22 protein-coding genes and 1 pseudogene are annotated in these 25,425 nt (G+C 38.4%); 4 read left to right on the top strand and 19 right to left on the bottom strand.

Going from position 1 to position 25,425, the window contains the following annotated elements; translation table 11 throughout:
- Positions 1-305 precede the first annotated feature (305 nt).
- Positions 306-698 (top strand): YidB family protein, encoded by a 393-nt coding sequence (locus ABN212_RS12900; protein WP_198626327.1) that lies wholly within the window; start codon positions 306-308, stop codon positions 696-698.
- Positions 699-776: 78 nt separating this feature from the next.
- Here the strand turns inward: ABN212_RS12900 and ABN212_RS12895 are convergent, their stop codons facing one another.
- Both ABN212_RS12895 and metE read right to left on the bottom strand, forming a co-directional pair.
- A complete protein-coding gene (locus tag ABN212_RS12895) occupies positions 777-1,604 on the bottom strand; it encodes a hypothetical protein (RefSeq protein ID WP_198620180.1) in 828 nt (275 codons plus the stop codon).
- Between the two features lie 179 nt (positions 1,605-1,783).
- The gene (gene metE, locus ABN212_RS12890; RefSeq protein ID WP_198620181.1) at positions 1,784-4,057 is read right to left on the bottom strand and encodes a 5-methyltetrahydropteroyltriglutamate--homocysteine S-methyltransferase; all 2,274 of its coding nucleotides are present in this window, start codon (positions 4,055-4,057) and stop codon (positions 1,784-1,786) included.
- Positions 4,058-4,163: 106 nt separating this feature from the next.
- Here metE and metR point away from each other — a divergent pair, with 106 nt between their 5' ends.
- Positions 4,164-5,117 (top strand): HTH-type transcriptional regulator MetR, encoded by a 954-nt coding sequence (gene metR, locus ABN212_RS12885; RefSeq protein WP_196533479.1) that lies wholly within the window; start codon positions 4,164-4,166, stop codon positions 5,115-5,117.
- Here the strand turns inward: metR and ABN212_RS12880 are convergent.
- The 6 genes and pseudogenes from ABN212_RS12880 to ABN212_RS12855 form a co-directional block, all read right to left on the bottom strand.
- Entirely contained in the window at positions 5,032-5,904 is an 873-nt protein-coding gene (locus ABN212_RS12880) for a carboxylate/amino acid/amine transporter (RefSeq protein WP_198626329.1), read from the bottom strand. The two genes, metR and ABN212_RS12880, sit on opposite strands and share 86 nt — an antisense overlap.
- Before the next feature lie 2 nt (positions 5,905-5,906).
- Positions 5,907-7,556: a Na+/H+ antiporter gene (locus ABN212_RS12875; RefSeq protein ID WP_198620183.1), complete on the bottom strand. Its 1,650-nt coding sequence runs from the start codon at positions 7,554-7,556 to the stop codon at positions 5,907-5,909.
- 400 nt (positions 7,557-7,956) lie between these two features.
- Positions 7,957-8,459: pseudogene (locus tag ABN212_RS12870) on the bottom strand (GNAT family N-acetyltransferase).
- A gap of 127 nt (positions 8,460-8,586) precedes the next feature.
- A complete protein-coding gene (locus ABN212_RS12865) occupies positions 8,587-9,933 on the bottom strand; it encodes an NCS2 family permease (protein WP_099075192.1) in 1,347 nt (448 codons plus the stop codon).
- A gap of 744 nt (positions 9,934-10,677) precedes the next feature.
- Positions 10,678-11,865 (bottom strand): MFS transporter, encoded by a 1,188-nt coding sequence (locus tag ABN212_RS12860; protein WP_349443290.1) that lies wholly within the window; start codon positions 11,863-11,865, stop codon positions 10,678-10,680.
- 200 nt (positions 11,866-12,065) lie between these two features.
- Positions 12,066-12,812: a sulfite exporter TauE/SafE family protein gene (locus ABN212_RS12855; RefSeq protein WP_160229926.1), complete on the bottom strand. Its 747-nt coding sequence runs from the start codon at positions 12,810-12,812 to the stop codon at positions 12,066-12,068.
- Positions 12,813-12,996: 184 nt separating this feature from the next.
- Between ABN212_RS12855 and ABN212_RS12850 the strand changes: the two genes are divergently transcribed.
- Positions 12,997-13,575, top strand: coding sequence for a helix-turn-helix domain-containing protein (locus ABN212_RS12850; protein ID WP_151434082.1), 579 nt, complete (start codon positions 12,997-12,999; stop codon positions 13,573-13,575).
- Between the two features lie 93 nt (positions 13,576-13,668).
- Here the strand turns inward: ABN212_RS12850 and ilvN are convergent, their stop codons facing one another.
- Complete coding sequence (ilvN, locus tag ABN212_RS12845; RefSeq protein WP_109372615.1) at positions 13,669-13,953, bottom strand: acetolactate synthase small subunit; 285 nt, start codon at positions 13,951-13,953, stop codon at positions 13,669-13,671.
- A 3-nt stretch (positions 13,954-13,956) separates the two neighbouring features.
- Positions 13,957-15,651, bottom strand: coding sequence for an acetolactate synthase large subunit (gene ilvB, locus ABN212_RS12840; RefSeq protein ID WP_198620187.1), 1,695 nt, complete (start codon positions 15,649-15,651; stop codon positions 13,957-13,959).
- Positions 15,652-15,741: 90 nt separating this feature from the next.
- On the opposite strand from ilvB, the gene ABN212_RS18890 reads away from it, so the two are divergent.
- Positions 15,742-15,909, top strand: coding sequence for a hypothetical protein (locus ABN212_RS18890; RefSeq protein ID WP_420902346.1), 168 nt, complete (start codon positions 15,742-15,744; stop codon positions 15,907-15,909).
- Positions 15,910-16,099: 190 nt separating this feature from the next.
- Here the strand turns inward: ABN212_RS18890 and ABN212_RS12830 are convergent, their stop codons facing one another.
- The 9 genes from ABN212_RS12830 to rbsK all read right to left on the bottom strand — a co-directional run bounded on the left by ABN212_RS12830 (position 16,100) and on the right by rbsK (position 25,362).
- Positions 16,100-17,611 carry a YfcC family protein gene (locus ABN212_RS12830; RefSeq protein WP_198620188.1) on the bottom strand — a complete coding sequence of 504 codons (1,512 nt, stop codon included), beginning with the start codon at positions 17,609-17,611 and terminating at the stop codon, positions 16,100-16,102.
- A 104-nt stretch (positions 17,612-17,715) separates the two neighbouring features.
- A complete protein-coding gene (gene arcC, locus ABN212_RS12825; RefSeq protein ID WP_196533486.1) occupies positions 17,716-18,663 on the bottom strand; it encodes a carbamate kinase in 948 nt (315 codons plus the stop codon).
- Positions 18,664-18,678: 15 nt separating this feature from the next.
- Positions 18,679-19,671 carry an ornithine carbamoyltransferase gene (gene argF / locus ABN212_RS12820; protein WP_109372620.1) on the bottom strand — a complete coding sequence of 331 codons (993 nt, stop codon included), beginning with the start codon at positions 19,669-19,671 and terminating at the stop codon, positions 18,679-18,681.
- 136 nt (positions 19,672-19,807) lie between these two features.
- Positions 19,808-19,909, bottom strand: coding sequence for a leader peptide SpeFL (gene speFL / locus ABN212_RS12815; protein ID WP_109372621.1), 102 nt, complete (start codon positions 19,907-19,909; stop codon positions 19,808-19,810).
- A gap of 313 nt (positions 19,910-20,222) precedes the next feature.
- A complete protein-coding gene (locus tag ABN212_RS12810; protein ID WP_109372622.1) occupies positions 20,223-21,011 on the bottom strand; it encodes a sulfite exporter TauE/SafE family protein in 789 nt (262 codons plus the stop codon).
- Positions 21,011-21,862, bottom strand: coding sequence for a MurR/RpiR family transcriptional regulator (locus ABN212_RS12805; RefSeq protein WP_198620189.1), 852 nt, complete (start codon positions 21,860-21,862; stop codon positions 21,011-21,013). The genes ABN212_RS12810 and ABN212_RS12805 overlap by 1 nt, the downstream gene beginning before the upstream one ends.
- A 24-nt stretch (positions 21,863-21,886) precedes the next feature.
- Positions 21,887-23,251 carry a PTS transporter subunit EIIC gene (locus ABN212_RS12800; RefSeq protein WP_109372624.1) on the bottom strand — a complete coding sequence of 455 codons (1,365 nt, stop codon included), beginning with the start codon at positions 23,249-23,251 and terminating at the stop codon, positions 21,887-21,889.
- Positions 23,252-23,293: 42 nt separating this feature from the next.
- Complete coding sequence (gene murQ / locus ABN212_RS12795; protein WP_198626334.1) at positions 23,294-24,205, bottom strand: N-acetylmuramic acid 6-phosphate etherase; 912 nt, start codon at positions 24,203-24,205, stop codon at positions 23,294-23,296.
- A 236-nt stretch (positions 24,206-24,441) separates the two neighbouring features.
- Positions 24,442-25,362, bottom strand: coding sequence for a ribokinase (gene rbsK / locus ABN212_RS12790; protein WP_072064518.1), 921 nt, complete (start codon positions 25,360-25,362; stop codon positions 24,442-24,444).
- Positions 25,363-25,425 lie beyond the last annotated feature (63 nt).

Below are 25,425 nucleotides of genomic sequence, written 5' to 3'. Positions count from 1 at the left end.
CTTGAAGTATGACGAGTGGCTAGGCGACAAGTGAAGGAGTCGCTAGAAGCATACATCAGTATGTGACTAGTGCGAATGAACGCAGTCAACAACGCTACACCTTGAAGTATGACGAGTGGCTAGGCGACAAGTGAAGGAGTCGCTAGAAGCATACATCAGTATGTGACTAGTGCGAATAAACGAAGTCAACAACGCTGTAGCTTGAAGTATGACGAGTAACTTGAAGTATAACGAGCATAGCGCGTACACTACCCGCCCTTAAAACAAACATCTAATGTGACAAACACATCGTCACTGGAGTGAACATGAGCTTATTTAACCAAATTGCGAGCCTACTAGGCGGCGAAAAAATCAATCAATACAAAACCGTCCTTGAGTGGGTTGGATCTCAAGGTGGCATTGAAGGCTTAGTAAAGCAATTTGATACCGCGGGTTTAAGTGAGCTTATTCAATCATGGATAAGTACCAACGCCAATTTACCGATCAGTGCAGAGCAAATCGTCGCTGTTTTTTCATCTCCAGTGATTAATGATCTTGCGGCGAAAATTAATTTAAATGCGACAGAAGCTTCTGAAATGGCCGCGCAATATTTACCTAAATTAATTGATAAAGTCACACCTGATGGCGTTGTACCTAAAGACTTAGATTTAGTCAGTGCGGGAATGGATATTTTAAAAGCGAAGATTTTCGGTGGATAAATAAACAAACTGTTTTAATGCGTTTTCCCTTACATCCCATAAGAGAAAACGCATCACGTTCTTAATAATCAAATTTGATTACAGCAAACCTTCTTCAATCAACGCTTCATGAAAACGTTGTTTTTCTTCAGGTGTTGCCTGAATACGTTCTAAAGGTACATCCAAAGCATAAGGGATATTTTGTTGTGGTGAATAAACGGCTAATACGTAGGTATTTCCATTTTGCTCAATCACAATAGGCGGTGTTTTCTTATTCCCTGAATAAGCAATACGAATATCTTTACCCTCTAAATTAAGATGATAAGTTGCAATAAATTGCTTATTACTCACAACCATTTTTGCGGGAATGGCTATTAACTTTAAAGGTTGAGTGCCTACTGATAATAATGCTTTTTTTACTTTACTGATCAGTATTTGACGATAAATAAAAAAGATCACACTAAAACCAAACAAGCCGATAAAAATAATCGTACTCATTAAGCGAAGCCAAATATTATCTATCGCCACATCAACGGTCATTTTACTGAGATCATTTGCATCAGCGACGGGTTCAACTAACACATCTTTAGGGCCTAAATCTAAAAAAGTAAAATTACGCGAAACTTCATTGCCTTTATAACGTAAATCAACACTACAGTTAGTCAGAACAAAGAGTTGAGAGCGACAAGAGCCATTCACCGTAGCATCAACAGGTACTGCATTCTCACTGATTTTATAATCATAAAGAATATTGGGAATTTGATAAGCACTAAATACAGTCATTGCTAACATGAAAATAACTAAGAATAAGGTGCGAAATAATCCACCGTCTCCTCTTAGTGGAACTAATTTCAAAGGTCGAGTTGGAAAAGCATCTAATACCTTATCCGAAAGTTTAATGCTAGTTTGCACAATAATTATATCCATAAAATTAAAGAGTTTTCGCAGTATAGCAACGATCAAGAATATCAATAATAAGATTTGCTCTGGGTTTTAATGAATGCCTTTTTTTAATTTTATATAAAGTTAGCCTGCTATTTTGACTATGCGACTTATCTAAAGTGACAGTTCAAAAATAACAGGCTAATAAACAATTAATTCTTTTATTACGCGTTCTGACGCAAATATTTAGCCGCCTCAACCATATTCGCTAATGCTGCGCGTGTTTCAGGCCAGCCTCGTGTTTTTAATCCACAATCTGGATTTACCCATAAACGTTCTGCTGGAATTCGCGATTGCGCTTTTCTTAATAATCCAACGATCCATTCCACATTTGGCACATTAGGTGAATGAATGTCATAAACACCTGGTCCAATTTCATTTGGATAATCAAAGTGCTCAAAGGCTTCTAGTAATTCCATATCTGAACGTGATGTTTCGATTGTAATCACATCCGCATCCAGCGCTGCGATTGAATCCATGATGTCATTAAATTCGCAATAACACATATGGGTATGGATTTGTGTCTCATCATCAGCAATGGCGGCACTTAATTTAAAGGCATCGACTGCCCAATCAAGGTAAGCCTGCCACTCATTACGGCGCAGTGGTAATCCTTCACGTAATGCAGGCTCATCGATTTGAATAATACCAATACCTGCTTTTTGTAAATCATCCACTTCATCACGCAGTGCTAACGCGATCTGTTTTGCAATCGTTTCACGCGTCACATCTTCACGAGGGAAAGACCAACATAAAATTGTCACAGGGCCTGTTAACATGCCTTTGACTGGCTTTTCAGTTAACGACTGTGCGTAAGTTGCCCAATCCACGGTAATAGGGGCTGGGCGACTAATATCACCGATAATCACAGGTGGTTTTACACAACGTGAACCATAGCTTTGTACCCAGCCATTTTGCGTAAACACATAACCATCAAAATGCTCACCAAAATACTCCACCATGTCGTTACGTTCTGCTTCGCCATGAACTAATACATCAAGACCAAGGTTTTCTTGTTCGGATATTGCTTGCTTTATATGTTCGCTGATATTTGTGCGATAAGCTGCCGTATCGATACGCCCTTTCTTAAAATCTAAACGAACAGTACGAATTTCTGTTGTTTGTGGGAATGAGCCAATTGTGGTGGTTGGCCATAATGGCAAATTAAACCGAGTACGTTGTACTTCTGCGCGTTGGGTATAAGGTGAATTTCTTTCACTATCTTGCGCTTCAATTGCCTGTAAACGAGCTTCAACTGTTGCATTATGTACACGAGTCGAGTGTTGACGTTGACGAATTGGCGCACTGTACTGTGTCAGTTGTTCATCATATTCACCTTCTGGTGCATTCAATGCTTTAGCTAACAAAGCGACTTCTTCACATTTCTGAACAGCAAAAGCAAACCAGCTTTTTACTTCATCATCAAGTTTCGTTTCTGCATTTAAATCAATTGGGCTATGCAGTAATGAACATGAAGTTCCAATCCACAAAGGGCGTTTCCCTTTTAGCGCAATCACTTGCTGATAACGTGCACTTAAATCTGCTTTCCACACATTTCGACCATTAATCACACCTAATGACAGTACCCAATCTTTGGGTAATGCTTGGTGTAAGTGCTGCAAATCATCTTGCCCTGCTGAAATATCAACATGAAGCCCATTAACAGGTAAGTTTTTAATAATATCAAGATGATGAGAAATACCATCAAAATAGGTTGTCAGCAGTAATTTAACTTGTCCCGTTAATGCTTGATAAGCTGTTTGATAGGCATTTTGCCATTCAACAGGTAAATCCAGTACCAATGCAGGCTCATCAATTTGCACCCACTCAATACCTTTCTCTTTTAATGCAGAAATCACTTGTTGATAGATAGGTAAAATATCTTTTAGAAGCGTTAATCTATCAAATTCAGGGCCTTTTACTTTACCTAGCCACAAGTAAGTCACCGGACCAAGTAAAACAGGTTTTATTTTATGACCTAATGCTAATGCTTCATCGACTTCGTCTAATAGCTCTTTCCATGCAAAGGTAAATGATTGACCTTGCTGAAATTCAGGTACGATATAGTGGTAGTTGGTATTAAACCATTTCGTCATTTCAGATGCAGCCGCAGGTTTACCTGTTGGCGCTCTACCACGAGCGACCCTGAATAGAGTATCAAGATCGAGTGAGCCGTCTTCATTACGGTGACGAGGCGGTACATTACCTAACAGTAGGCTTGTCCCTAACACTTGGTCATACCAAGCAAAATCACCAACAGGTAATAATTCAACACCCGCATCTGCTTGTTGTTGCCAATGGCGAGCACGAAGCTCTTTACCCACTGCAACTAATTCTTCCTGTGAAATCTTACCTGCCCAATAATTTTCTTGTGCCTTTTTTAGCTCTCTATCTAAGCCAATACGAGGGAAGCCGAGTGTGTGATTGCGAATTGTCATAATTAAAATCCTATTTTTAGCCGTCTAGATGTTTACACATCCATAATCTACAGGTAGTGTATAAATCACAAGCGCAAATTTTTCATCAATAACTTGAAGGTTTCTCATGATAGAAATAAAACATTTAAAAACGATATTAGCCTTAAAGCACACAGGCTCTCTTGCTAACGCAGCAAATCAATTGCATCAAACGCAATCGGCTCTTTCACATCAATTTAGTGAATTAGAACATCGCCTTGGTTATCGAATTTTTGTGCGTAAAAGCCAGCCACTGCGCTTTACTTCACAAGGAGAAGTGCTCGTTAAATTAGCAGAAGAAGTATTGCCTATCGTTCGTAGAGCTATTGAAGCGTGTAATGAGCCAGGTAGTGTGAATTTAAATATAGCGATTGAATGCCATAGTTGTATTCAATGGTTAACCCCTGCATTACAACAATATCGCCAAACATGGCCTGAAGTGACTGTTGATTTTCATTCGGGTGTGACTTTTGATCCACAACCTGCGTTATTACAACGTGAATTAGATGTAGTACTGACATCAGATATCTTAGATGACTCTCGTTTACACTACACGCCGTTGTTTGACTATGAAGTCAAATTAGTTTTATCACCAGATCACCCTCTTGCTAATCGCTTGCATATTCAGCCACAAGACTTGATTGCAGAAACCTTATTTATTTATCCCGTTCAACGAGAGCGTTTTGATGTATGGCGTCATTTTCTACAACCCGCGGGTATTACGCCACATTTCAAACATGTCGATAATACATTACTGCTAATTCAAATGGTTGCAGCTGGCATGGGAATTGCGGCATTACCACACTGGGCGGTTGAGAATTTCGAAAAACAGGGATTAGTGGTGACAAAAACATTAGGTGAAGGATTATGGAGCCGGTTATATGCTGCCAACCGTAGTGGAGAGCAACATCAACCAGCGATCCGTGAGTTTATTCGCTTATCAGGCCAGCACGCTGTTAACAATCTTCCTTTTGTAAAACAGGTCGGCGTATCCAGCGTTGATGGATCCAAAGTGATGCAACAATCAGGCTCGCGCCTATGATGAAACTTGGCCAATTCGGATGTTGTTGCCAAATAGAGAAATTCACTAATAACCCTGCTGGAACCATCATGTTATTCATAATCGCTAAGGTTCCAGCATCAACTTGTGTGGCACCATAATTCCACATGAAATACCCTATTCCAGAAGCGCCAATTCCTAACCAGAGTAAAACACCCCACTGTAGTGATGTTGTTGGCATTTTCTGCCAATCGGCAAAACACAATGCGCCAACAAGTGCCACCGCAACAGCACCAAGATAAAACCAAGAAAAAGCATGATGTTGTGGAAGTGGATGAACTTCCATTAAGCGTTTATAACCAACCTGACCAATCGCAAAGAAAATATTCGCCAGTTGTACTAATAACAGGCCATACCAAAAATCATCACTTAAATGGTCATAGCGAATAATCGCCGCACCTAATACCGCTAATAATGAGCTAAAGACATAACCCCAACGTAATCTTTGACGTTCTAATAAATCATAAATTAACGTGACATAAAGCGGTGTTAATACGGTAAAAAGTAAAAATTCTGCGACGGTTAAATAGTTATAAGCGTGGAAGACAAACAGATACATAATCCCTAGTTGGCAAGCCCCCACAAGCATATAAAGCAAAATCACCTTAAAGCGGATCCCCTTCCAACGTAAGAAAGGTAAGAAGACCAAAGCGGCTAAAGAAACGCGGATCAGAACAGAGAGCCAGCTATCAACCTGACCGGCGAGATACTCACCGATCAGACTAAAAGAAGCAGCCCATAATAGTGTTGTAATAACCAATAACCACATAATTAACTGTCTTTCTCTACTAACAGTGCTTCCATTAAATCCAATTCATGTAGCAATAATTGGAGTGTTTCATTACTGATTTTTCGCGTTGCTCTTAGATGATAAAGCTCACCACGTTCAGCACGTAATGCCGTTAAACGAAAACGCCTTTCGAGATCTTCTTCTAACGCGTTATGAACCATTTCATCTTGTTCCGCAGTACGGCGTCTTAAATAACCCGTTACACGAGAAGCAACTTCATTAATTTCTTCTGCATCCAACTGCTCTTCAGTACTTGCAGCTAAGCGCTCTTCCATTTTATTCAGACTAACAATTGCCACTTCTGCCATCACTTTACGTGCGTAGCGAACTTCGTTTTTATCTGCTTCTTTGTCAGTTGCCTTCACGCCTTTTAATAGGAAAGGAAGTGAAATAATGCCCACTAAAATCGACAGTAAAATAACACCAGCAGCAATAAAGATTATTTGATAACGCCCAGGGAAAGTGCTGCCATCGGTTAAAAAGAGTGGAATAGAAAGCGCACCCGCCAATGTAATTGCACCACGAACACCTGCAAATGACGATAACCACAACTCACGCGTTGTGTAATTAGCGAAATCAAGTGGATGCTTTTTCATAAAGATCCGACTCATTTTCTTCATTAGCCATAACCACGTAAATCGCAGGATCAGCAGTGCAAAGTAGATAACAAAAACTGCTGCAAACAGCATCCAGACTTCAACTTCTGGGTCAAGATCGGCTTGAATAACAGAGCTTGTCCAGATAATAGGAAGCTGTAAGCCAAGCATGATAAAGACAAGACCGTTAAAGACAAATTCAAGCATTGACCACACGCTATCAGCACGTAAACGCATCGCAAGAGGTGCATTTCTGATAACGCCTGATTTACTGATAGTCATACCGGCAGCAACAGCCGCTAAAATGCCTGAAAAACCAATATGTTCCGCAATAAGATAAGAGGCAAAAGGTAGCAGCAACATAAAGACGATTTGTGTAGCAGGATCGTCGCCGCTCCAACGACTCATTAATCGCAGAGATTTACTGTAAACTAAGGTGACACCGATACCTGCCAGTAATCCGCCAACAGCGACTTTAAAGAATTCAAGGGTTGCACCACCAACAGTAAACACCATCGTTCCCATTGCCACAGCAACCGCAAATTTCAAGGCAACCAGACCTGAAGCATCGTTCATTAATGCTTCACCCTCTAAGATGCCCATAATTCGTTTTGGTATTCGCCCTTTACCAACAATAGAAGAGAGTGCGACCGCATCCGTTGGCGAAAGTACTGCCGCCAATGCAAATGCCGAAATCAGGGGAATACTTGGCATCATCCAATAAATCAGATAACCGATACCAACAACGGTCACCATGACTAAAACAAGCACAAGAATAAAAATCTCACGCCCATTCTGGATAAATTCTCGTGTCGGTGTTTTCCAACCATCAACAAAAAGTAAAGGCGGGATCAATAGAACGAGGAATAATTCAGGATCAAAAGTGACATGTAAACCAAACTGAGGCCATGCCAATAAAGCCCCTATCACAATCTGTATTAATGGTAACGGAACACGAAAGGGAATTAATTTTGTGATAACTCCCGAAACTGAAACCACCAGTATTAAAATCAAAATAGTAAAGAAAATTTCCATGTTACCCTTACATGCCTATTTTTATCCTGAAAACCTGACATCTTTCCCTTATAAAAGGAAAACCTACCGAACAATAAAGAAACATATTATGTAAAATTCGCGCATCATACATTTCTTTATCTATGCATCACTGCTTATTTTAAACAGATCCCACTCAGACTCTGTGAGAATATTTAAAAATTAAGACTAATCGTATCTAACACCGCACATTGTACGCTATTTATTGCTCTCTATTTATTAACGGCATTAATTATAGAAAGCATACGTTTTTATTCCTCTTTTTCAGTCTAAACAATGTAATAGACCGTATAAAAACGTAAAACATTAAGTAATTAAATAAAAAATAATAGATAAATGACAATAGCGATTAAATTTGAGAGCTAACTCGTAATGCTAATGATTATTCAATTGTTCTTAACATCGACATCATGACAACATCACAATATTTACCTTCTCTAAAAGCAGCTTTACGGCGTATACCTTCAACTTCAAAACCCAATTTCTTATACAGATGTAAGCCTCTTTCGTTGTCTGAATACACTTCTAATTCTAATCGAGTGGCTGCTAACCAATTGAAAGCATAATCAATTGCTGTATTGATAAGTAATTTACCAACGCCTTTTCCGGAATATTCAGCACCAACAGCAAGACCAAAACTCACAATGTGGCGACGACGAGGATGATTATCGATTATCAGTGCTAAATGTCCCGCGACTTGGCCATCAATAGTTGCAACAAAATTAGGGATATTTTGTTCTGAAAATTCAAGTAATCTTTTTTCCACATCGTGACTGAAGGATAAGGAAATTGGCAAGTGCAAATATATAAATCAGGATGTGTATATAGTTGTTGAATTGCTGATGCGTCGTCAGGTTCACCATGGCGTATTTTTATTTCTTGCATATCTTCTACCAACTATTTAATTACTAGATTTAATTTCGACAATAGCGAATAAAAGTAGAGAAATAAATAGCAAAAAGGCGGAATAAAAATATATTCCGCCTTTTGTCTTTAAAACCGATTATTTAAATTAAATTGCCCACTCACCCGCATAAAATGCCACTAGAGCAATAGTAATTAATACTGTGCCAATATTGAGTTTACGCCATTCACCTGCAAATATACGGCCAATCACCAAACAGCCGAAACCTAACATAATACCTGTGACGATATTACAGGTTAAAACAATAAATACAGCACACACCATACCTGACATTGCATCAACAAAATCACTGAAATCTAACTTAGTGACGTTACCTAGCATCAATAAACCCACATACATTAACGCAGGTGCCGTTGCATAAGCAGGAACTAAATAAGAAAGAGGCGATAAGAAAAGGATCAGTAAAAATAAAATACCGACTACTGTTGCGGTTAATCCTGTTTTACCACCAGCCGCTGTTCCTGCGGCTGATTCAACATAAACCGCAGCTGGTGCAGCACCAATAACACCCGCAAAAATACTACTGACAGAGTCAGACGTCAGCGCTTTTCCGCCATTAATAATTTGCCCGCGTTTATCTAATAAGTTTGCTTGACCTGCAACAGCGCGAATAGTCCCAGTGGCATCAAAAATGGCAGTCATCACTAACGCAAGAACACTCGGTAATACTAAAGGCTGTAAGGCACCTTTAATATCCATTGCAAACAATAAAGAAAGTCCATCTTCACCTAATTGAGGCATTTTAAAGATGCCTTGATATTTTACATTAGGATCAAAAATAAGGCCGATAATCGAAATAGCCACAATCACTAATAGAACGCCACCCGGCACTTTACGTTTTTCTAATCCGAAAATAGCGGCCAATCCAGCAAGTGACATCAGAACAGAAAATGATGTAAATTTACCCATTGCGACAGGCAAACCATCAAATGGGTTTTTAACCACTAATCCAACACTGTTTGCTGCGATTAAAAGCAGAAAAAGCCCAATCCCTATTCCTGCACCATGTGCGATACCAATTGGAATATTTTTTAAGATCCAAGTGCGAATGCCAGTTAATGAGAAAACGGTGAATAAACACCCCATTAAAAACACGGCACCTAATGCAACGGGCACAGAGATGTTTTGTCCCAAGACCAAGCTAAAAGCGGTAAATGCTGTTAATGAAATAGCACAACCAATTGCCATAGGAAGATTTGCCCACAATCCCATTAGAAGGGAGCCTAATCCCGCGACTAAACAGGTTGCAATAAAAACCGCTGTATGTGGAAAACCGGCTTGTCCTAACATACTAGGAACAACAATAACGGAATACACCATAGCCAGAAATGTCGTCAAACCAGCGATCATTTCTTTGCGAACAGTTGTGCCGCGTGCTGTAAGTTTAAAATAGCTATCCAGTTTACCTGTGCTTGCTGATTGATTAGCAGACATTACTTTCCTCTGACATAAAAACGGTTCACTCTCCAAAAAAAAGAAAACGATTACGTATCAATTAGAATAACCTCTTGTCGATGAAAAATCTTAAGAGGGAGTCAAAAGCAAACGTTTGGTTTTTCGTGTGGATTGAGTGAGAGAATTTGACGCAAACGATTATCTGGTGCTTTTAGGGTAAGAATCAAGCGAAAAAATACATTTTTAATAAAAATGTCATAAAAAGATAATTTAAGTTAGAAAAAAGAAAAAGAGGAAAGCAGCTACCGACTTTCCTCATCATTCTACTTTTGTACAATCATCTAATATCATGCTTATCTCACAGTAGAAAAACAGATTAATCAATTGTTTTTATTGAATTTATATTACACGATATGATAACTAGGTATATCTATCTATTATTAGTAACTTTAATAAGTTGCTTAGATAAATAATACCTCCCGTTCCCAATGTGTGGCGATTAATGATTTGCAGTATTCACTATTTTTATCTGAAGATAGTGTCATCTTCTACTTCTAACGTTAGATGAGTAAGCGCAGTTTTAGCAAATAGTTTTCCGTTTTGCATAAGCATTTCTAGATTATTCTTAATAAATTTTAAAATAGTTACAATTACAAAAGATAATCATAATCATTTATAAAAAACAATAAGATAAATTTTTAATATTTAGAAATCGAGAAAAGAAAGGCTTCCTCTATCGCATTACTTTGACCCTAAATGGAATACGATAGAGAAGAAATAATATTAAGATGAGCTACTATTGAGTGCTTCAACACCTAGGTTCCAACGTTCCATCGTTGAAACTAAGAATAAACCTGTCATAGCAACCAATAAAAATGGTAGTGAAGATGAAGAAATTTCTGACATCGCGCCAGCCAGCAAAGGCCCAGCTAAATTACCAATTCCCCATAACATCGCAGCTGACGCATTAGCAACCATCAGATCATTGCCTGAGAAATATTGCCCTATTTGTACCAACGCAATGGTGTATATCGCACCAGCTGTTGCACCCAACACCAGCAATAAAGGCCAAATCAAAAATGTATGGGACATAGTGATAGGTAATAATAAGCTTGCAAGTAAAGTCACTACACCACAAACTCGATATAACCGTGTTCTGTTCATATGATCAGCAAGCCAGCCAAATGGCATTTGCATAATGGCATCACCCGCTAAAATAGCGCTTATCATCATTGCGGCAATAGCTTCAGTGTGTCCCATACTTAGGCCATAAATAGGAAACATAGAAAGTACGGTGCCATCAAAAAAAGCAAAGAAAACAATACCACCACAGATTGCGGGTGCCACTTTAACAAAGCGGATAATAGAAAAATTAGGCTCTTGCGTATCTTTCGGTAATTTATCACCTGTTTTCTGATCCATCATTAAAAACAGGACAATAGAGATAATATGAATAAAGACACTAATTAAAATAGGTGTCTTATCTGCGACGCCATAAAGCGCAATAATTGAAGGCCCTAATAACTGGCTAATAGTAAATACCGTAGTATATACCGCTAAAATCCGCCCACGTTTATTATCTGGTGAAAGCTCATTAATCCACGTTTCACCTAAACAAATCATCACACCACTGGCAATCCCAGTGATTAATCGTAGAGGAAATAAAACCTCTAAAGGCAAGCTCCCCATTAAAGGTAATAAGCTTATTGCAGAAACAATGGTTGCTAATAGCATGGCAAAGCGTTTGCCTATCCATTGCACAATACGCCGAGCAAAAGGCGAAATAATTAACATCCCAATAGCGGGTGCAGCGGAAATAAGTCCAATGATAGATTCACTAATTCCCGCTAAATTAAGGCGCAGTGCAACCATAGGAATAGTTAATCCGATAACAATCCCGATAACGCCAATACTTACCGTGATAGTTGTTATCGCAAAAACTTCAGATTGGCGATAATTTTGATGTGACATGTTATTTTGTTTCTGCGAATAACAGAAACCTCTGTAATAAAAGGAAGGTGGTTAAATAAAATATTGTTTTATTATAGGGGATAAGAAATAGATAAACATGCTTAAAAAGTAACATTAATCAGAGAAAGATCTCCGTTTGACTCACCAAGATCTTTGCCTTTCACAATATTCTCACTTCACCGTCATTTATCCTGCAACGCTTAAGAAAAATAACGATAAATAAGCACAGTACCTGATGCCAATACAATGGTATAAATCACACTCATAAATCGAGCTTTCGACATACGTAATGTTAAATTTCGCCCTAACCAAACTCCCGCAAACATAGCAGGCAAGAAAATGACAGCTAACTTAAGAATATCCAATTGCCAATAAATACCCGCAAATAAGAAAATCACCACTCGCGTTAGTGTGCTAAAGCCAATCAATGTCGTTTGTGTAATGCGAAACTTGTTTTTATCTGCAATTCTGCCTGATAAATAGATTGCATATAAAAAGCCACCACTACCAAACAATGCGCTAAATACACCACCAATTAACCCAAAAGGATAAACCAAGCGTTGAGAAAATTGGCTTTCTTGTTTTTTCCAAAACAAGGCATAAATGGCATAACAAGCGGCAAAGATACCTAAAAGAAGAGAAAGCAAATCAGGTCGTGTGGTTAATAAAATCGTCGCACCGACCAGACTACCAATAATAATCAGCGGAATAAGATAGCGTATCTCTTTAAAATCAGCCTGTTTGCCATCTCTTAAAACATTCACTATGGCAGCACTTAAATCGATTAATGCCAATAAAGGCACTATCATTGAAAGAGGTAAATAAAGTGCTAATACAGGGCCTGCAATTAACGCAGAGCCAAACCCAGCCATACCGAAAATAACATAAGCAAAGAATAAGGTAAGTAGGCAAATAAAAAGATCAGACCAACTGAGTAAGTCCATCATAATAAACCTTGAATAATTATCATTTAATGAAGAATATTAGCGTAATTATTAAAAATCGAACAGTGATCGTAAGACTATTCACAAAATACAGCAGAAACAGGATCTCATTTTTCCGAATACGGTTAATTAGTGTTATTATCTAATCGGAATAACTCTTTTAAACTAACGATATTTTGAATTGGCAATGAACCCACAACCTCCTAAAAAAACGAATGAATACCTTGGTAATAAAGTCAAACAATTAAGACAGTCTCGAAACTTGTCACTTAATGAGTTATCAAGAAAATCGGGAATATCCAAGGCTGCATTGTCAAAATTAGAATCGGGTGATTCTAATCCTAGAATCGATACCTTAGAGGCTATCGCAATAGCGCTTGGCTTTCCGTTAGGGGATTTATTTAGTTTCACAAGAGAAGAATATCCTCGTTTAGAACGACATAAGCCTATCGTGGGTGATTATGCCCAAGAGTTTAAATTTCGTATTGGTATCGGCAATATTACTGAAATTTGGCATATCGAAATGAAGCATGGCGCGATCATCAATAGCCCAGCTCACGCAGATGGAACTCAAGAACACATCATGGTCTATTCGGGTAAATTAATGATGCGTTTTGACAATGATGAAACGGTCTTACTCGAAACAGGTGATTTTTACGCCTTTCATGGTAATACCCCTCACTCTTATATTTGTGTTGAAGGGCATTTGCGTGCATCCGTCATTATGTCTAGCCCCAATCAACAGCATTATCATCATCGTCCTTAGCTTTTTTATTTGTGATAAAAATATGGCTTTATTCCTATTAATTAAAAATACCGTAATTAAGAATAAAGCCACTGATAAAATAAAAATGACAAATTAACTTAGATAACTTTCCATTTGTTCAAAAACACGTAAATCGTCGCTGAATCTCACTTCTTTTACGTCTTCAAGCTTTTCTACCTGACTCACCATCTGCATTAGGCGATCATCTTTTTGCACTAATAGCCAAATACGGCTTTTATCGCTATTTTTCATCGGTAAACACAAAATACCATCAACGTTAAAGGCACGGCGAGCAAATAGCCCACAAATATGGGTCATAACACCGGGATGGTTGCGAACAATCAATTCCAGCGCGATAGGTTGTGATTGTTGTGACATAAATTAAGCTCCTATCATCTCAATATTTGCCGCCCCTGGCGGTACCATTGGAAATACTTTTTCATGAATATCAATCATGACATGAATTAAACACGGACCTGGTTTTTCAATTGCTGCTTTTAATGCACTCGCAGGATCCGCTTCCTGATTTAAGTCACAGGTGTCTAAACCAAAGCCTTGTGCAATACGAATAAAATCTGTTTGATAAGGGTAAGCCGCCGCATAAATACGCTCTTCAAAAAACAGCGTTTGTTGTTGGTGAACCAATCCCAATGCCTGATTATTTATCAAAATAATTTTGATATCTAATTGGTGTTCAGCCGCCGTAGCAAACTCTTGAATATTCATCATAATGCTACCATCCCCAGAGAAGCAGAGGATTTTCTTACTTGGCTCCGCTAATGCGGCACCAATCGCTGCTGGTAAACCAAATCCCATCGTGCCTAAACCGCCAGATGTTAACCATTGTCGAGGTCGATTTAACGGATACGCTTGTGCAACCCACATCTGATGTTGCCCAACGTCTGTTGTAATAATGGCATCATCATCAACACAATTTGCGGCCGCTAATACAATGCCATAACCACTCAGAATATTTTCAGAGTTTTTCATCTCCAATGGATATTCTTGTTTCAGTGTCGTAACACGCTCTATCCATTCATTACGCTTATTGGTATTAATCAATGGTAATAACAGTGATAACACTGATTTCGCATCAGCGTGGATCGCAATATCTGGGCGCTTGATTTTACTAATTTCAGCACGATCGATATCAACATGAATAATTTTGGCATTAGGGCAAAACTTCTCTGCTTTACCAATAGCACGATCGTCAAAGCGCGCACCTAATACAATCAACAAATCCGCTTCTTCTAAAATAAAATTGGTACTACGCGTCGCATGCATACCCAACATCCCCAAATACAGAGGGTGTGAAGGTGGCATTAATCCTAATCCCATTAAGGTCATCGTTGTTGGCAGATTATTTTTCTCTGCTAATTCAATCGCTTCTTTGCATGCTTCTGAGCTAATTATTCCACCGCCTAAATATAAAACTGGATTTTTAGCTTGGTTGATCATTTGCGCCGCTTGTATCACTAAATCAGTATTAAATGCGGGAACGGGATCTTTTTGTGGAATAGGTGGTAACGCTTCTAATGTAATTGTGGCTTGCTGAATATCTTTTGGTACATCAACCCAAACTGGGCCCGGTCTCCCTGACATAGCTAAACGAAACGCATCACAAATAATTTCGGGTAAATCAGCAATATCGCGCACTAAATAATTATGTTTAGTAATGGGAATAGACATGCCATAAGTATCAACTTCTTGGAAGGCATCTGTCCCAATCATTGCAGAAGATACCTGACCAGTAATACACACCAAAGGAATAGAATCCAATTTAGCATCTGCGATTGCAGTGACTAAATTCGTCGCCCCCGGCCCACTTGAGGCAATACAAACAGCAGGTTTACCATTTGCTCTTGCAATACCTTGAGCGATAAAACCTGCGCCCTGTTCATGGCGAGTTAAGATATGGCGAATAGATTTGCTTTGGCTTAATGCGTCATACAAAGGCAACGCCGCACCACCGGGGATCCCTGCAATTGTCGTAATGCCTTGCCGTTCCAGTAAATAAACGATTAATTGTGCGCCAGTAAAGGTTCTACTTGTGGCGTTATCTTGTTGAGCACCCATTTTTCTCTGTCCTTTGTTCTAAGCCGGACTTTATGGGCGGTAGAAAAGAAAAACCCCGCCCGGTTAGTGCGCCGGCGGGGTTGCGAAACTGTGTTGATTCGGACCCGTTACGGCGCTTTGCCGACGACCACCACCACACGCACGACAACCACAGCCGCAATGTGCGCTGTTAGTCGTAGGCTTTGTAGTAGAGTAGTGATGATCATGGGTTACCTATCAATTAATTTAATGATGTGTTTACGTGTTATCTGTATTTAAAAAAACATAACTTCTACAAATTAACAACCTTTTTTTTCGGTTTATTTTTTATCACCGCCAAAAACGAGAGCTAGATCACTTCTAGTGAAAATCAAAAAATAACCCTGATTGCAGCATAAAAATCTAGATTAATTTCACATTACAGAATAACCAAAAATTCGTTTCTCAACGTAAACACATCGACTCAATTTTATAAAAAAGCAACTTGAACCAATAATAGTGTTGCCGAGAGTACAAACATAAATATCACCATCGGCATAATAAATTTAAGCCATTTATTATAGGAGATATCTAACATTTGCAATGTCGCTAACACCAACCCAGTAGGTGCTAAGAACAGCATAATATATTGTCCCCAGTTATATGCCGATACCACCATATAACGAGGAACACCAACTGCATCCGCTAATGGCGCCATGATTGGCATCGCTAAAACCGCAAGCCCTGAAGAAGATGGAACAATAAAACCTAAACAGATAAAGACAACGAGCTGTGCCAATAAGAATAAACTTGGTGGCATTCCCGCAACCATATGAGACATAAATTCAAGAATGGTATCCGCAATTTTACCTTGTTCCATCACAAGGTTAACACCACGCGCTAAACCAATAATTAATGAAACACCGACTAATTCCGATGCCCCGTGAATAAATCCATCAATGGCTGTTTTCTCTTTTAATCCAGAGAGAAAAATTATGATGATTGCGATAGCAAGGAAAAGAGCTGCCATTTGTGGAAACCACCAGCCCATGTCCATAACACCCCAAACCATAATAGGAAAAGCAGCAACAAATAAGCAGAGGATCACTTTACGACGCCACGAAAATTCTAATATCTCATTAGGATCGTAATTACTTAAAAAGCGCTGTTTAAAACTTTCGGCATTTTCATAGTTGTAAGAGAAAGTCGGATCTTTTTTGATCTTCTTGCAATACCAATATAAATAAACCAAAACCCCCATCGTACCAATCACCAACCCAATAGTACGAAAGCCGATCCCTTCAATAAAACTGATCCCCGAAGCATTTGATGCGATAACAACTGAGAAAGGATTTACAGTTGAGAACCCAGCCCCCATTGAAGAGGCAAGGAAAATAGCACCAACACACACAATAGCGTCATAACCCAAGATTAAGAATATGGGTACTAATATGGGATAGAAGGCAACGGCTTCTTCTTCAATCCCACAGCTTGTCCCGCCGATGGATAATATAATCGTGACCCCAAACACGACTAAAAACTCTTTGCCTTTGGTTCGATTCGCTAGTGCTGTTAAACCTGCATTGAATGCACCAGTTTTATTAACAACTCCAATAAGCCCCCCCAAGACAAGAATGAAAACAATAACATCAGCTCCCTCTATCGTTCCTTTCACCATACTTTCGGTAATATCCATAATCCCTTTGGGTTGCTGTGCTACGCGTTCATAGGTTCCAGGTATCGCTATCGGTTTTTTAATTGTCCCATCTGTAAATTTATTAATCTCAATAGAGACATTTAAATCATTTAATGTTGCCTGAGTTGCAGGTAACACTTCATGAGAACCATCTATTTTCGCAACCACTAATGATGGCCCCGCTGAGTTATAACTTAATCGCTGATATTCGCCAGCTGGAATTATCCACGTTAATCCAACCACAATTACTGTAATGGCAAATAAAATAGTAAATGCGGTCGGAAACGCAAACTTTTTAAGTTTCATAAGCGTCCTCGACTTAAATAAGAGGCTACTCTGCCAGTAGAAATAATATCTATCTGGCAGAGTCTATTATTAGAATTAAATGTAGAATAATGATAAGTATGATATTAATCAGAAATAATTGTTGTACCTGTTTTTCCTTCTAAAGCAGATAATGCATTCTCTAAAGAAGTAATAATAGCTTGTACACCTTTATCACTCTCTTTTAGAAAGTTAAGGCAAGCCTCAACTTTAGGTAGCATACTTCCTTTAGCAAATTGCCCTTGGGAAATATATTTCTGCGCTTGAGAAAGCGTTAATTTATCTAAATTCATTTGATCTGGTTTATTAAAATTAATAGCAACTTTATCAACAGCCGTTAATATTAATAAAATGTCTGCTTTTAATTCTACGGCTAATTTTGAGCTAGAATTATCTTTATCAATAACAGCATCAATACCTTCTAATAAATCCCCTTTCCGAATAACAGGAATACCACCGCCACCAACAGTAATCACCACAATATTACGTTCAACCAACTGTTTAATAATCGGCGATTCTACAATTTCTAACGGCTTAGGTGATGGGATCACTCGACGATATCCACGTCCAGCATCTTCCATAAAGTGAAAACCGTGCTCTTTTTGAATAACCTCAGCTTGCTGTTGAGTATAAAAAGCACCAATCGGTTTTGTCGGTGATAAAAAAGCAGGGTCGTTTTTATCAACAACCACTTGGGTCACAATGGTGGCACAACCATGATTTTTATTCAGATTTCTCGCACATAATTCGTCATTAATAGCCTGTTGTAGATGATAACCAATATAACCTTGGCTCATGGCACCACATTCAGCAAATGGCATATAAGGCGTGCCGATGTTCTGTTGCGATGCATAATCCATAGCTAAGTTAATCATCCCAACTTGTGGGCCATTACCATGACCAATAATGACTTGGTAACCCTTCTCAACCAGATCCACAATGGGCTTTGCGGTTTTTCGGACTATCTGCTTTTGCTCTAGTGGCGTACTGCCCAATGCATTTCCCCCTAAAGCAATAAATACCTTCTTAGGCATTGTTAACTCCTTGCTTTAGCTTAAAGTCGCGAACATAACGGCTTTAATGGTATGCATACGGTTTTCAGCCTGATCGAAAACTTTTGATTGGCGAGACTCAAAAACTTCGTCTGCCACTTCCATTTCACTCAAACCAAACTTCTGATAAATATCTTCACCAATGAGCGTTAAACGATCATGGAATGAAGGTAAACAGTGTAAGAAAATCGCATGAGGATTTGCCATTTTCATCATAGATTCATTGACTTGATAAGCTTTCAGTAAGCGAATGCGCTCATCCCAAACACTATCTGGCTCTCCCATTGAAACCCAAATATCGGTATAGAGAACATCAGCCTCTTTTGCCCCTTTCTCGATATCTTCTGTTAATGTGATAGAGCCTTCGTTTTCAGCCGCGATTGCACGACACTCCTTCACAAGTTGCTCTTCTGGCATTAAAGATGCTGGGCCACATGCTGTAAAATGTAAGCCTAATTTGGCACAAACCACCATTAAAGAGTTAGCAACGTTATTACGCGCATCACCAAAGAAAGTCAGCTTAAGCCCTTTTAAATGACCAAAATTTTCTTCAACTGTTAGCATATCCGCCAACATCTGAGTTGGATGGAATTTATCGGTAAGACCATTCCATACTGGCACACCTGATTTTGCCGCAAGTTCTTCAACTAATGACTGATCAAAACCACGATATTCAATACCATCATAGAAACGCCCTAATACACGTGCAGTATCTTCAATAGACTCTTTTTTACCCATTTGTGATGAGCCTGGATCAAGATAAGTCACTCCCATTCCTAAATCGTAACCTGCTACTTCAAAAGCACAACGTGTACGTGTTGAGGTTTTTTCAAATAATAAAACGATATTTTTACCTTCCAAAGAGCGGTGAGGAATACCTGCCATTTTTAATGATTTAAAATGTTTAGAAAGATTTAATAAATATTGAATTTCAGCTGATGAAAAGTCGAGTAATTTTAAAAAACTTCTACCTTTAATATTAATAGACATAATAATCCTATCTCCTAATTATTTTGATAATAATAGAGTTAAAAAATGATTCATTATTTATGAAAAATAGATGTCTCCCCAATAACACTCGTTATTAGGAAATATGCTTTATATTTTCAGCATGTAAAAAGAGGGCTTACCCGTTAAAAACGGAGAAATGGAAACACTGACGTTGTTTATACATCATAATGTGGGCAATACGTCTAATATGAGGCGTTTTCCTATTATTATTTTCCATAATACTAGTACCTTCACTTATAGGTATTAAATGAGGGTTACAGTGAAACATATAGGAATTAACTTTAATGTGATTATCATCTCAATTATCTATTTATGATAAAAACCATATATCAGTAAAAATAAATCATCAAGAATACATTCCATTAACACACAAATAAAAAATGGATAATCGCTTCTATATTAAGAATGACCTCAATTAAATTAATAAGATAATCAAGAAATAACCAATAAAAATTTATTTTTATTTAGCTATTATTTAGCTATTTTTTTTATATCACTTTTATAATTAACATTAATGATACATTTAAATACTAAAATAATTTAGCTAGCATCATCACCGCACTACAAATAATTAAAATCAGCGTTGCATACTGAAATATTCTGTCAGGCATTCTGATCAACAGCCACTTAGACAGCGGAATAGAGATTAGCGAGCCTAAAAATAACAAAAGTGCCAAATGAATATCCGTATGCCCATCTTGCATATAGGCTAGTGCTGAAGATCCCGATAACAATGTTGTGGTAAATATAGAAGTGCCAATAGCTTGCTTAATAGAAAGGTTCGCGTAGCGTAGCAATAACGGTAACACAACCACACCACCACCCACCCCCGTTGCCCCTAAAACAACACCTGCTGCGATCGCAGGAAGTAATAGCGCTTTTATATTTAAAGGAGCTAACGCTGTATTTTCAACCACAACGGGAGGTAATGAGAAAAACATTCTCTGTACAAAGAGAAATAGAGAAAAAACAATAGCACTAACAACAAGCGCATTAATTCCCCATTCAACTTGTTGCTGATACTGCGCTAACGAACCTAAATAATTAACCAAAACACTGGCTAAAAAGGTACTTGGTAGCATTATTCCTAAGACAATCATCGCTCTTTTAAAAGGAATATTTCCAAGGCGAAAATGCATATAAGACGAAGTAACTTTCATCAACATGGATAATAAATTCGCTGTTGCAACTGCCATTAACGCATTCATACCAAAGAAATAGGTCAATACAGGTAAAACAATAACACCGCCGCCCACACCCGTCGTACTTATAATTAAACCAATAGCCGCACCCACCGCTAATGTGGTGATAAGTAACATTATTGATTTCCTTGCATAACAGCTTCTCGCCCTTTTAATAATGCTTTTTCTGCTGACTCACTCGCTAATGTCATATATTTAAAAAACAGCACATCAAAAGCCACCATTTGTAAAACTTGTGGCGTAATCACGCCTAATTGAGAGTGTTGTTCATCATAAAAATAAGGCAATGTATAATCAGATAATCGAGTTGCTTCATCTTGTCCGAAACGCGTTAATGCCACAGTTAAACAACCTTCATTTTTTGCTGATTTCAGCATCCGATTAATATCTGTCGTATTTCCTCTAGCGGTAACAGCAATGGCAATATCATCAGCAGATAAATTAGCGGAATAAGCCAATTGAGCATGAAGATCAGGACTAAATAAGGTGTTTTTATTTACACGAATTAATTTATGAAAAATATCGCTCGCCACAACGGCGGATGCGCCAATACCAAACAATACAATGCGTTTTGCTAATACCATTTTTTCAGCTAATAGATCTATGGTATTAGGATCTAACAACGCTAATGAATCTTGAATAGCACTAGTAAACAGATGCCCTGTTTTGGAAATAATTAATTCTGTCGGGTCTGTTTTCGCGAGATTGCCATAGAGAATATCGCCACTGCTTTTTTGTTGCTTTTCTTCTGAAAGGTAATCAATTTTAAATTCAGGATAACCGCGATACCCCATTTGACGTGAAAAACGGATAACAGAAGCACTACTTACACCTGCTTTAAGTGCCAGATCAGCCGCATTCATACTGGCAATATTCTCACTATTCTCTAATAAATAATGAGCAATACGTTGTTCTGTGCCTTTGCCTTGTATTAGCAAACTTTCAAGCTTTTTGGTCAGTGTCGACATTCTGTTATCCTTTTTATTTCTGACTTATTTCTCTGGATCGGTAAATCCCATTAGCATACTGGCAATAAAACCGACAATCCATGCACCTAATACTGCGATCAGGAACTTAATAATTTGCCCATCTCCCACTAATGGAATTAATGATAACCCAGCTGTACCAAATGGAATAATGATCCCAACTTGGAAATATGCCATTAATGCACCACCAGCCGCACCACCAATACATCCCGCTACAAAAGGTTTTCCTAATGGAAGGGAAACACCAAATAATAAAGGCTCACCGACACCGAAAATACCAACAGGTAATGCACCCATTAATGTTTTCTTTAAACGTTGGTTTTTAGTGCGTAAATAAACCCAAAAACAAGAGCCTACTTGCCCCATTCCACCCATGGCTAAAATAGGGAACAGGTAATTTAAACCAAAAGTATTTAAGATTTCGGTATGAATAGGAATTAGTCCTTGATGCAATCCCGTTAAGAGTAAAAATAAGAAGCTTCCCCCTAGCGCAGCACCCGTTACAACCGCACCACCACCTTGATTTAAAAGTGATAATGATACGCCTTGTGCTAATAACTGATTAAGATAATGGCCGATTGGTTGGAATATCATAATCGCCACAAGAGAAGAGACTAAAATAGTCACAAACGGCGTTAAGATAAGATCTAGGCTCTCTTTAACGATACTACGAAACCATAATTCTAATTTTGAAGAGAACACGACCACCATTAATACTGCAAAGATCCCGCCACTGTTTGGCTGTAATTTCTCACCAAATAAGGTGATATCAGCAAGCCCAGGCATGGCTAATAACCCAGCCATTACAGCACCAATCGACGTTGACGCGCCCAATTCTTTAGCTGTATTTATCCCAATCATAATAGAGAGATATGCAAATACTGTGCTACCAATTAATTTGAATAATTTAAATAGCTCAGGGAATTGCTCAACTAAGCCTGGTGCGACTAAACGGATAATATTAATTAACCCCATAATCAAACCGCAGCCAATTAAAGCAGGAATTGTCGGGACAAAAATAGCCGCTAATGTATTTAGCATACGACGAATGGAGAAGCCTTTTTTCACTGGTGTTGACGCAGGCTCATCTTCACTACTTGCTGAACTGTTTTGCATACGCTTATTCATGATGGAATAAACTTTTGCCGCGGTTCCCATTCCTACAATCACTTGGTGCTGTTCGCCATTAAATACAACACCTTTAACGCCTTCGACTTGTTTTAAAGCGTCGGCATCAAATAGCGAGCTATCTTTTAAAATCAGTCGAATACGAGTCATACAATGTGTTAGGGTTGCCACATTTTGAAACCCACCAGCATGTTTTTCTATTTCTATTGCTAACGTGTCGAGATGTTCTATTTTATTAGCCATATGCGTGCCTGCTAAAGTTCAGAGTGTTTACTCATATTGTTATTAGTTAAATAGGGCGAGTTGCTGTTGTAACGAACGATAAGGATATTGCTGTGTAATTTGCTCAACTTTCTCCACACTCAGGTGAAGTTCATACATTAAAATGGCTTTTCTAGGATGATAATTAACCATTTGTAACAGGGTTCTGGCTGTTTCATGTGAAATTCCACACACCTCGCTGACAATACCTTCAGCACGACGTTGCAATTTCTCATTACTCGCAATCACATCCACCATAAGGTTTTTATGCACTTTTCCAAGTTTAGTCATCACGCTAGTACTTAACATACCCAAAATCATTTTTTGAGCTGTGCCACTTTTCATTCTTGTGGAACCTGTTAACACTTCTGCGCCCACATCTGGTGCAATAGATAAGTCGGCAATTTCACTCATCATACTTTTGCCACGCGTAGTAATAGATACTGTCAATGCTTTTAGCTTCTTGCCATATTGCAAAGCTGCGACAGTGAAAGGCGTACGACCACTTGCGGCAATGCCAATAACGACATCTTTATCACTGACATGACGACGTTGGAGCTCTTCAATTGCCGCCTCTTGACTATCTTCAATATTTTCAACCGCTTTTAGCATTGCATCATGACCGCCAGCAATAATCGCCTGTACTAATGTAGGAGATACACCAAAAGTAGGTGGACATTCCGCACTGTCTAGTACCGCTAATCGTCCACTTGTTCCTGCACCAACATAAAAAATACGTCCACCTTTTTGCAGACGTTCAGTAATTCTTTCTACTGCTTTAGCAATAGCGGGTAATTCTTTTTTAACTGCATTTGCAACAGTCATATCTGCACTATTGATAAGCGTAACCAACTCTAAAGCGCTTAATTCAGAAAACTGTGTTGTTTCTTGATTGCTTTCATTTTTAAGACATTCGCTTAATGCATCTTCTTTCATCATAACAACCTTAATGAAATTAAATTTCAATTAAAATTACATCTTATGAAATAATATTTCAATAATAATTGTCACCACTCTGTGAAATCAGTCACATTAAGTTAAACCGTTTTTCTTTGTAAGAAATCCAACAGTGACTATAAAAACACAGCAAACTATTAATTTTAAAGAAATTCCACTTGCTTTCTAAATAAGATAGCAAGTGGAATACAAAGATGTGATAGTGCAGAAGTGTACTACTTGGCTTGCGCTAAAAACTGCCCAAACTCTTCAATGCTAGGATAAGAAGATTGTGTGCCTTTTCCTGCAACACTTAAACCAGAAAACATCACGGCTTTATTTAACGCTTCTTCAATATTATTGGTGTGAACATAATAATGGGAGAAACAACCAATAAAGGCATCCCCCGCCCCACTAGTATCAATTGCATCAACTTTAATGGCAGGAATATATTTTTCAATTTCACCATTCATCCATAATGCGCCTTTTTCACCTAATGTAACGATGACATTCTTAAAGCCTTTTTGTAGTAAAGAGCAAGCGGCTTCACGGATTTCATCCATTGTAGTGATTGGCATACCAGTCAAAATTTCAAGTTCTGTTTCATTCGGAACAAAAAAGTCACAACGAGCTGCAATATCAAGATCTAATGCTTTTGAAGCAGGCGCTGGGTTAAATAACACAGGAATATGATGTTTGTTACCAAACTCAATGGCGTGATACACCGTTTCAAGCGGGATTTCTAATTGCAATACGATTATTTTGCATTTTTTCAGGCTATCTGTGGCTCTATCAATATCCTCTGGCGATAAATGCTGATTAGCACCTTTAACAATTAAAATGCTATTTGATGATTGAGAAGTCACAAAAATGGGCGCAACACCACTTGTTGTACCAGGCACTTTTTCAACATAGCGCGTGTTAATACCATAAGACTCTAAATTCATGATGGTGTTATCCGCGAAAATATCATCGCCAACCTTTGTTAACATCATCACTTTTGAATTTAATTTAGCAGCAGCAACAGCTTGATTTGCCCCTTTACCACCACAGCCAATCTTAAATGCTGGCGCCTCAAGGGTTTCTCCCTCTTTTGGCATCCTGTCTATATAGGTGATCAAATCCACCATATTTGAACCAATCACTGCGATATCCATAGCGCCTCTTACTCTTATGTGAAATTTTTAAATGTGAAAATAGTGACATTTTGATAGATGTAT

The organism is Proteus genomosp. 6, assembly GCF_040139785.1.
GTDB lineage: Bacteria > Pseudomonadota > Gammaproteobacteria > Enterobacterales > Enterobacteriaceae > Proteus.
This window is presented reverse-complemented; position numbering and strand designations above follow the sequence as displayed.

Coding starts and splice junctions, on each gene's coding strand:
- ABN212_RS12900 (WP_198626327.1), top strand. CDS start 306: ATGAGCTTATTTAACCAAATTGCGAGCCTACTAGGCGGCGAAAAAATC.
- ABN212_RS12895 (WP_198620180.1), bottom strand. CDS start 1,604: ATGGATATAATTATTGTGCAAACTAGCATTAAACTTTCGGATAAGGTA.
- metE (WP_198620181.1), bottom strand. CDS start 4,057: ATGACAATTCGCAATCACACACTCGGCTTCCCTCGTATTGGCTTAGAT.
- metR (WP_196533479.1), top strand. CDS start 4,164: ATGATAGAAATAAAACATTTAAAAACGATATTAGCCTTAAAGCACACA.
- ABN212_RS12880 (WP_198626329.1), bottom strand. CDS start 5,904: ATGTGGTTATTGGTTATTACAACACTATTATGGGCTGCTTCTTTTAGT.
- ABN212_RS12875 (WP_198620183.1), bottom strand. CDS start 7,556: ATGGAAATTTTCTTTACTATTTTGATTTTAATACTGGTGGTTTCAGTT.
- ABN212_RS12865 (WP_099075192.1), bottom strand. CDS start 9,933: ATGTCTGCTAATCAATCAGCAAGCACAGGTAAACTGGATAGCTATTTT.
- ABN212_RS12860 (WP_349443290.1), bottom strand. CDS start 11,865: ATGTCACATCAAAATTATCGCCAATCTGAAGTTTTTGCGATAACAACT.
- ABN212_RS12855 (WP_160229926.1), bottom strand. CDS start 12,812: ATGATGGACTTACTCAGTTGGTCTGATCTTTTTATTTGCCTACTTACC.
- ABN212_RS12850 (WP_151434082.1), top strand. CDS start 12,997: ATGAACCCACAACCTCCTAAAAAAACGAATGAATACCTTGGTAATAAA.
- ilvN (WP_109372615.1), bottom strand. CDS start 13,953: ATGTCACAACAATCACAACCTATCGCGCTGGAATTGATTGTTCGCAAC.
- ilvB (WP_198620187.1), bottom strand. CDS start 15,651: ATGGGTGCTCAACAAGATAACGCCACAAGTAGAACCTTTACTGGCGCA.
- ABN212_RS12830 (WP_198620188.1), bottom strand. CDS start 17,611: ATGAAACTTAAAAAGTTTGCGTTTCCGACCGCATTTACTATTTTATTT.
- arcC (WP_196533486.1), bottom strand. CDS start 18,663: ATGCCTAAGAAGGTATTTATTGCTTTAGGGGGAAATGCATTGGGCAGT.
- argF (WP_109372620.1), bottom strand. CDS start 19,671: ATGTCTATTAATATTAAAGGTAGAAGTTTTTTAAAATTACTCGACTTT.
- speFL (WP_109372621.1), bottom strand. CDS start 19,909: ATGGAAAATAATAATAGGAAAACGCCTCATATTAGACGTATTGCCCAC.
- ABN212_RS12810 (WP_109372622.1), bottom strand. CDS start 21,011: ATGTTACTTATCACCACATTAGCGGTGGGTGCGGCTATTGGTTTAATT.
- ABN212_RS12805 (WP_198620189.1), bottom strand. CDS start 21,862: ATGTCGACACTGACCAAAAAGCTTGAAAGTTTGCTAATACAAGGCAAA.
- ABN212_RS12800 (WP_109372624.1), bottom strand. CDS start 23,251: ATGGCTAATAAAATAGAACATCTCGACACGTTAGCAATAGAAATAGAA.
- murQ (WP_198626334.1), bottom strand. CDS start 24,205: ATGAAAGAAGATGCATTAAGCGAATGTCTTAAAAATGAAAGCAATCAA.
- rbsK (WP_072064518.1), bottom strand. CDS start 25,362: ATGGATATCGCAGTGATTGGTTCAAATATGGTGGATTTGATCACCTAT.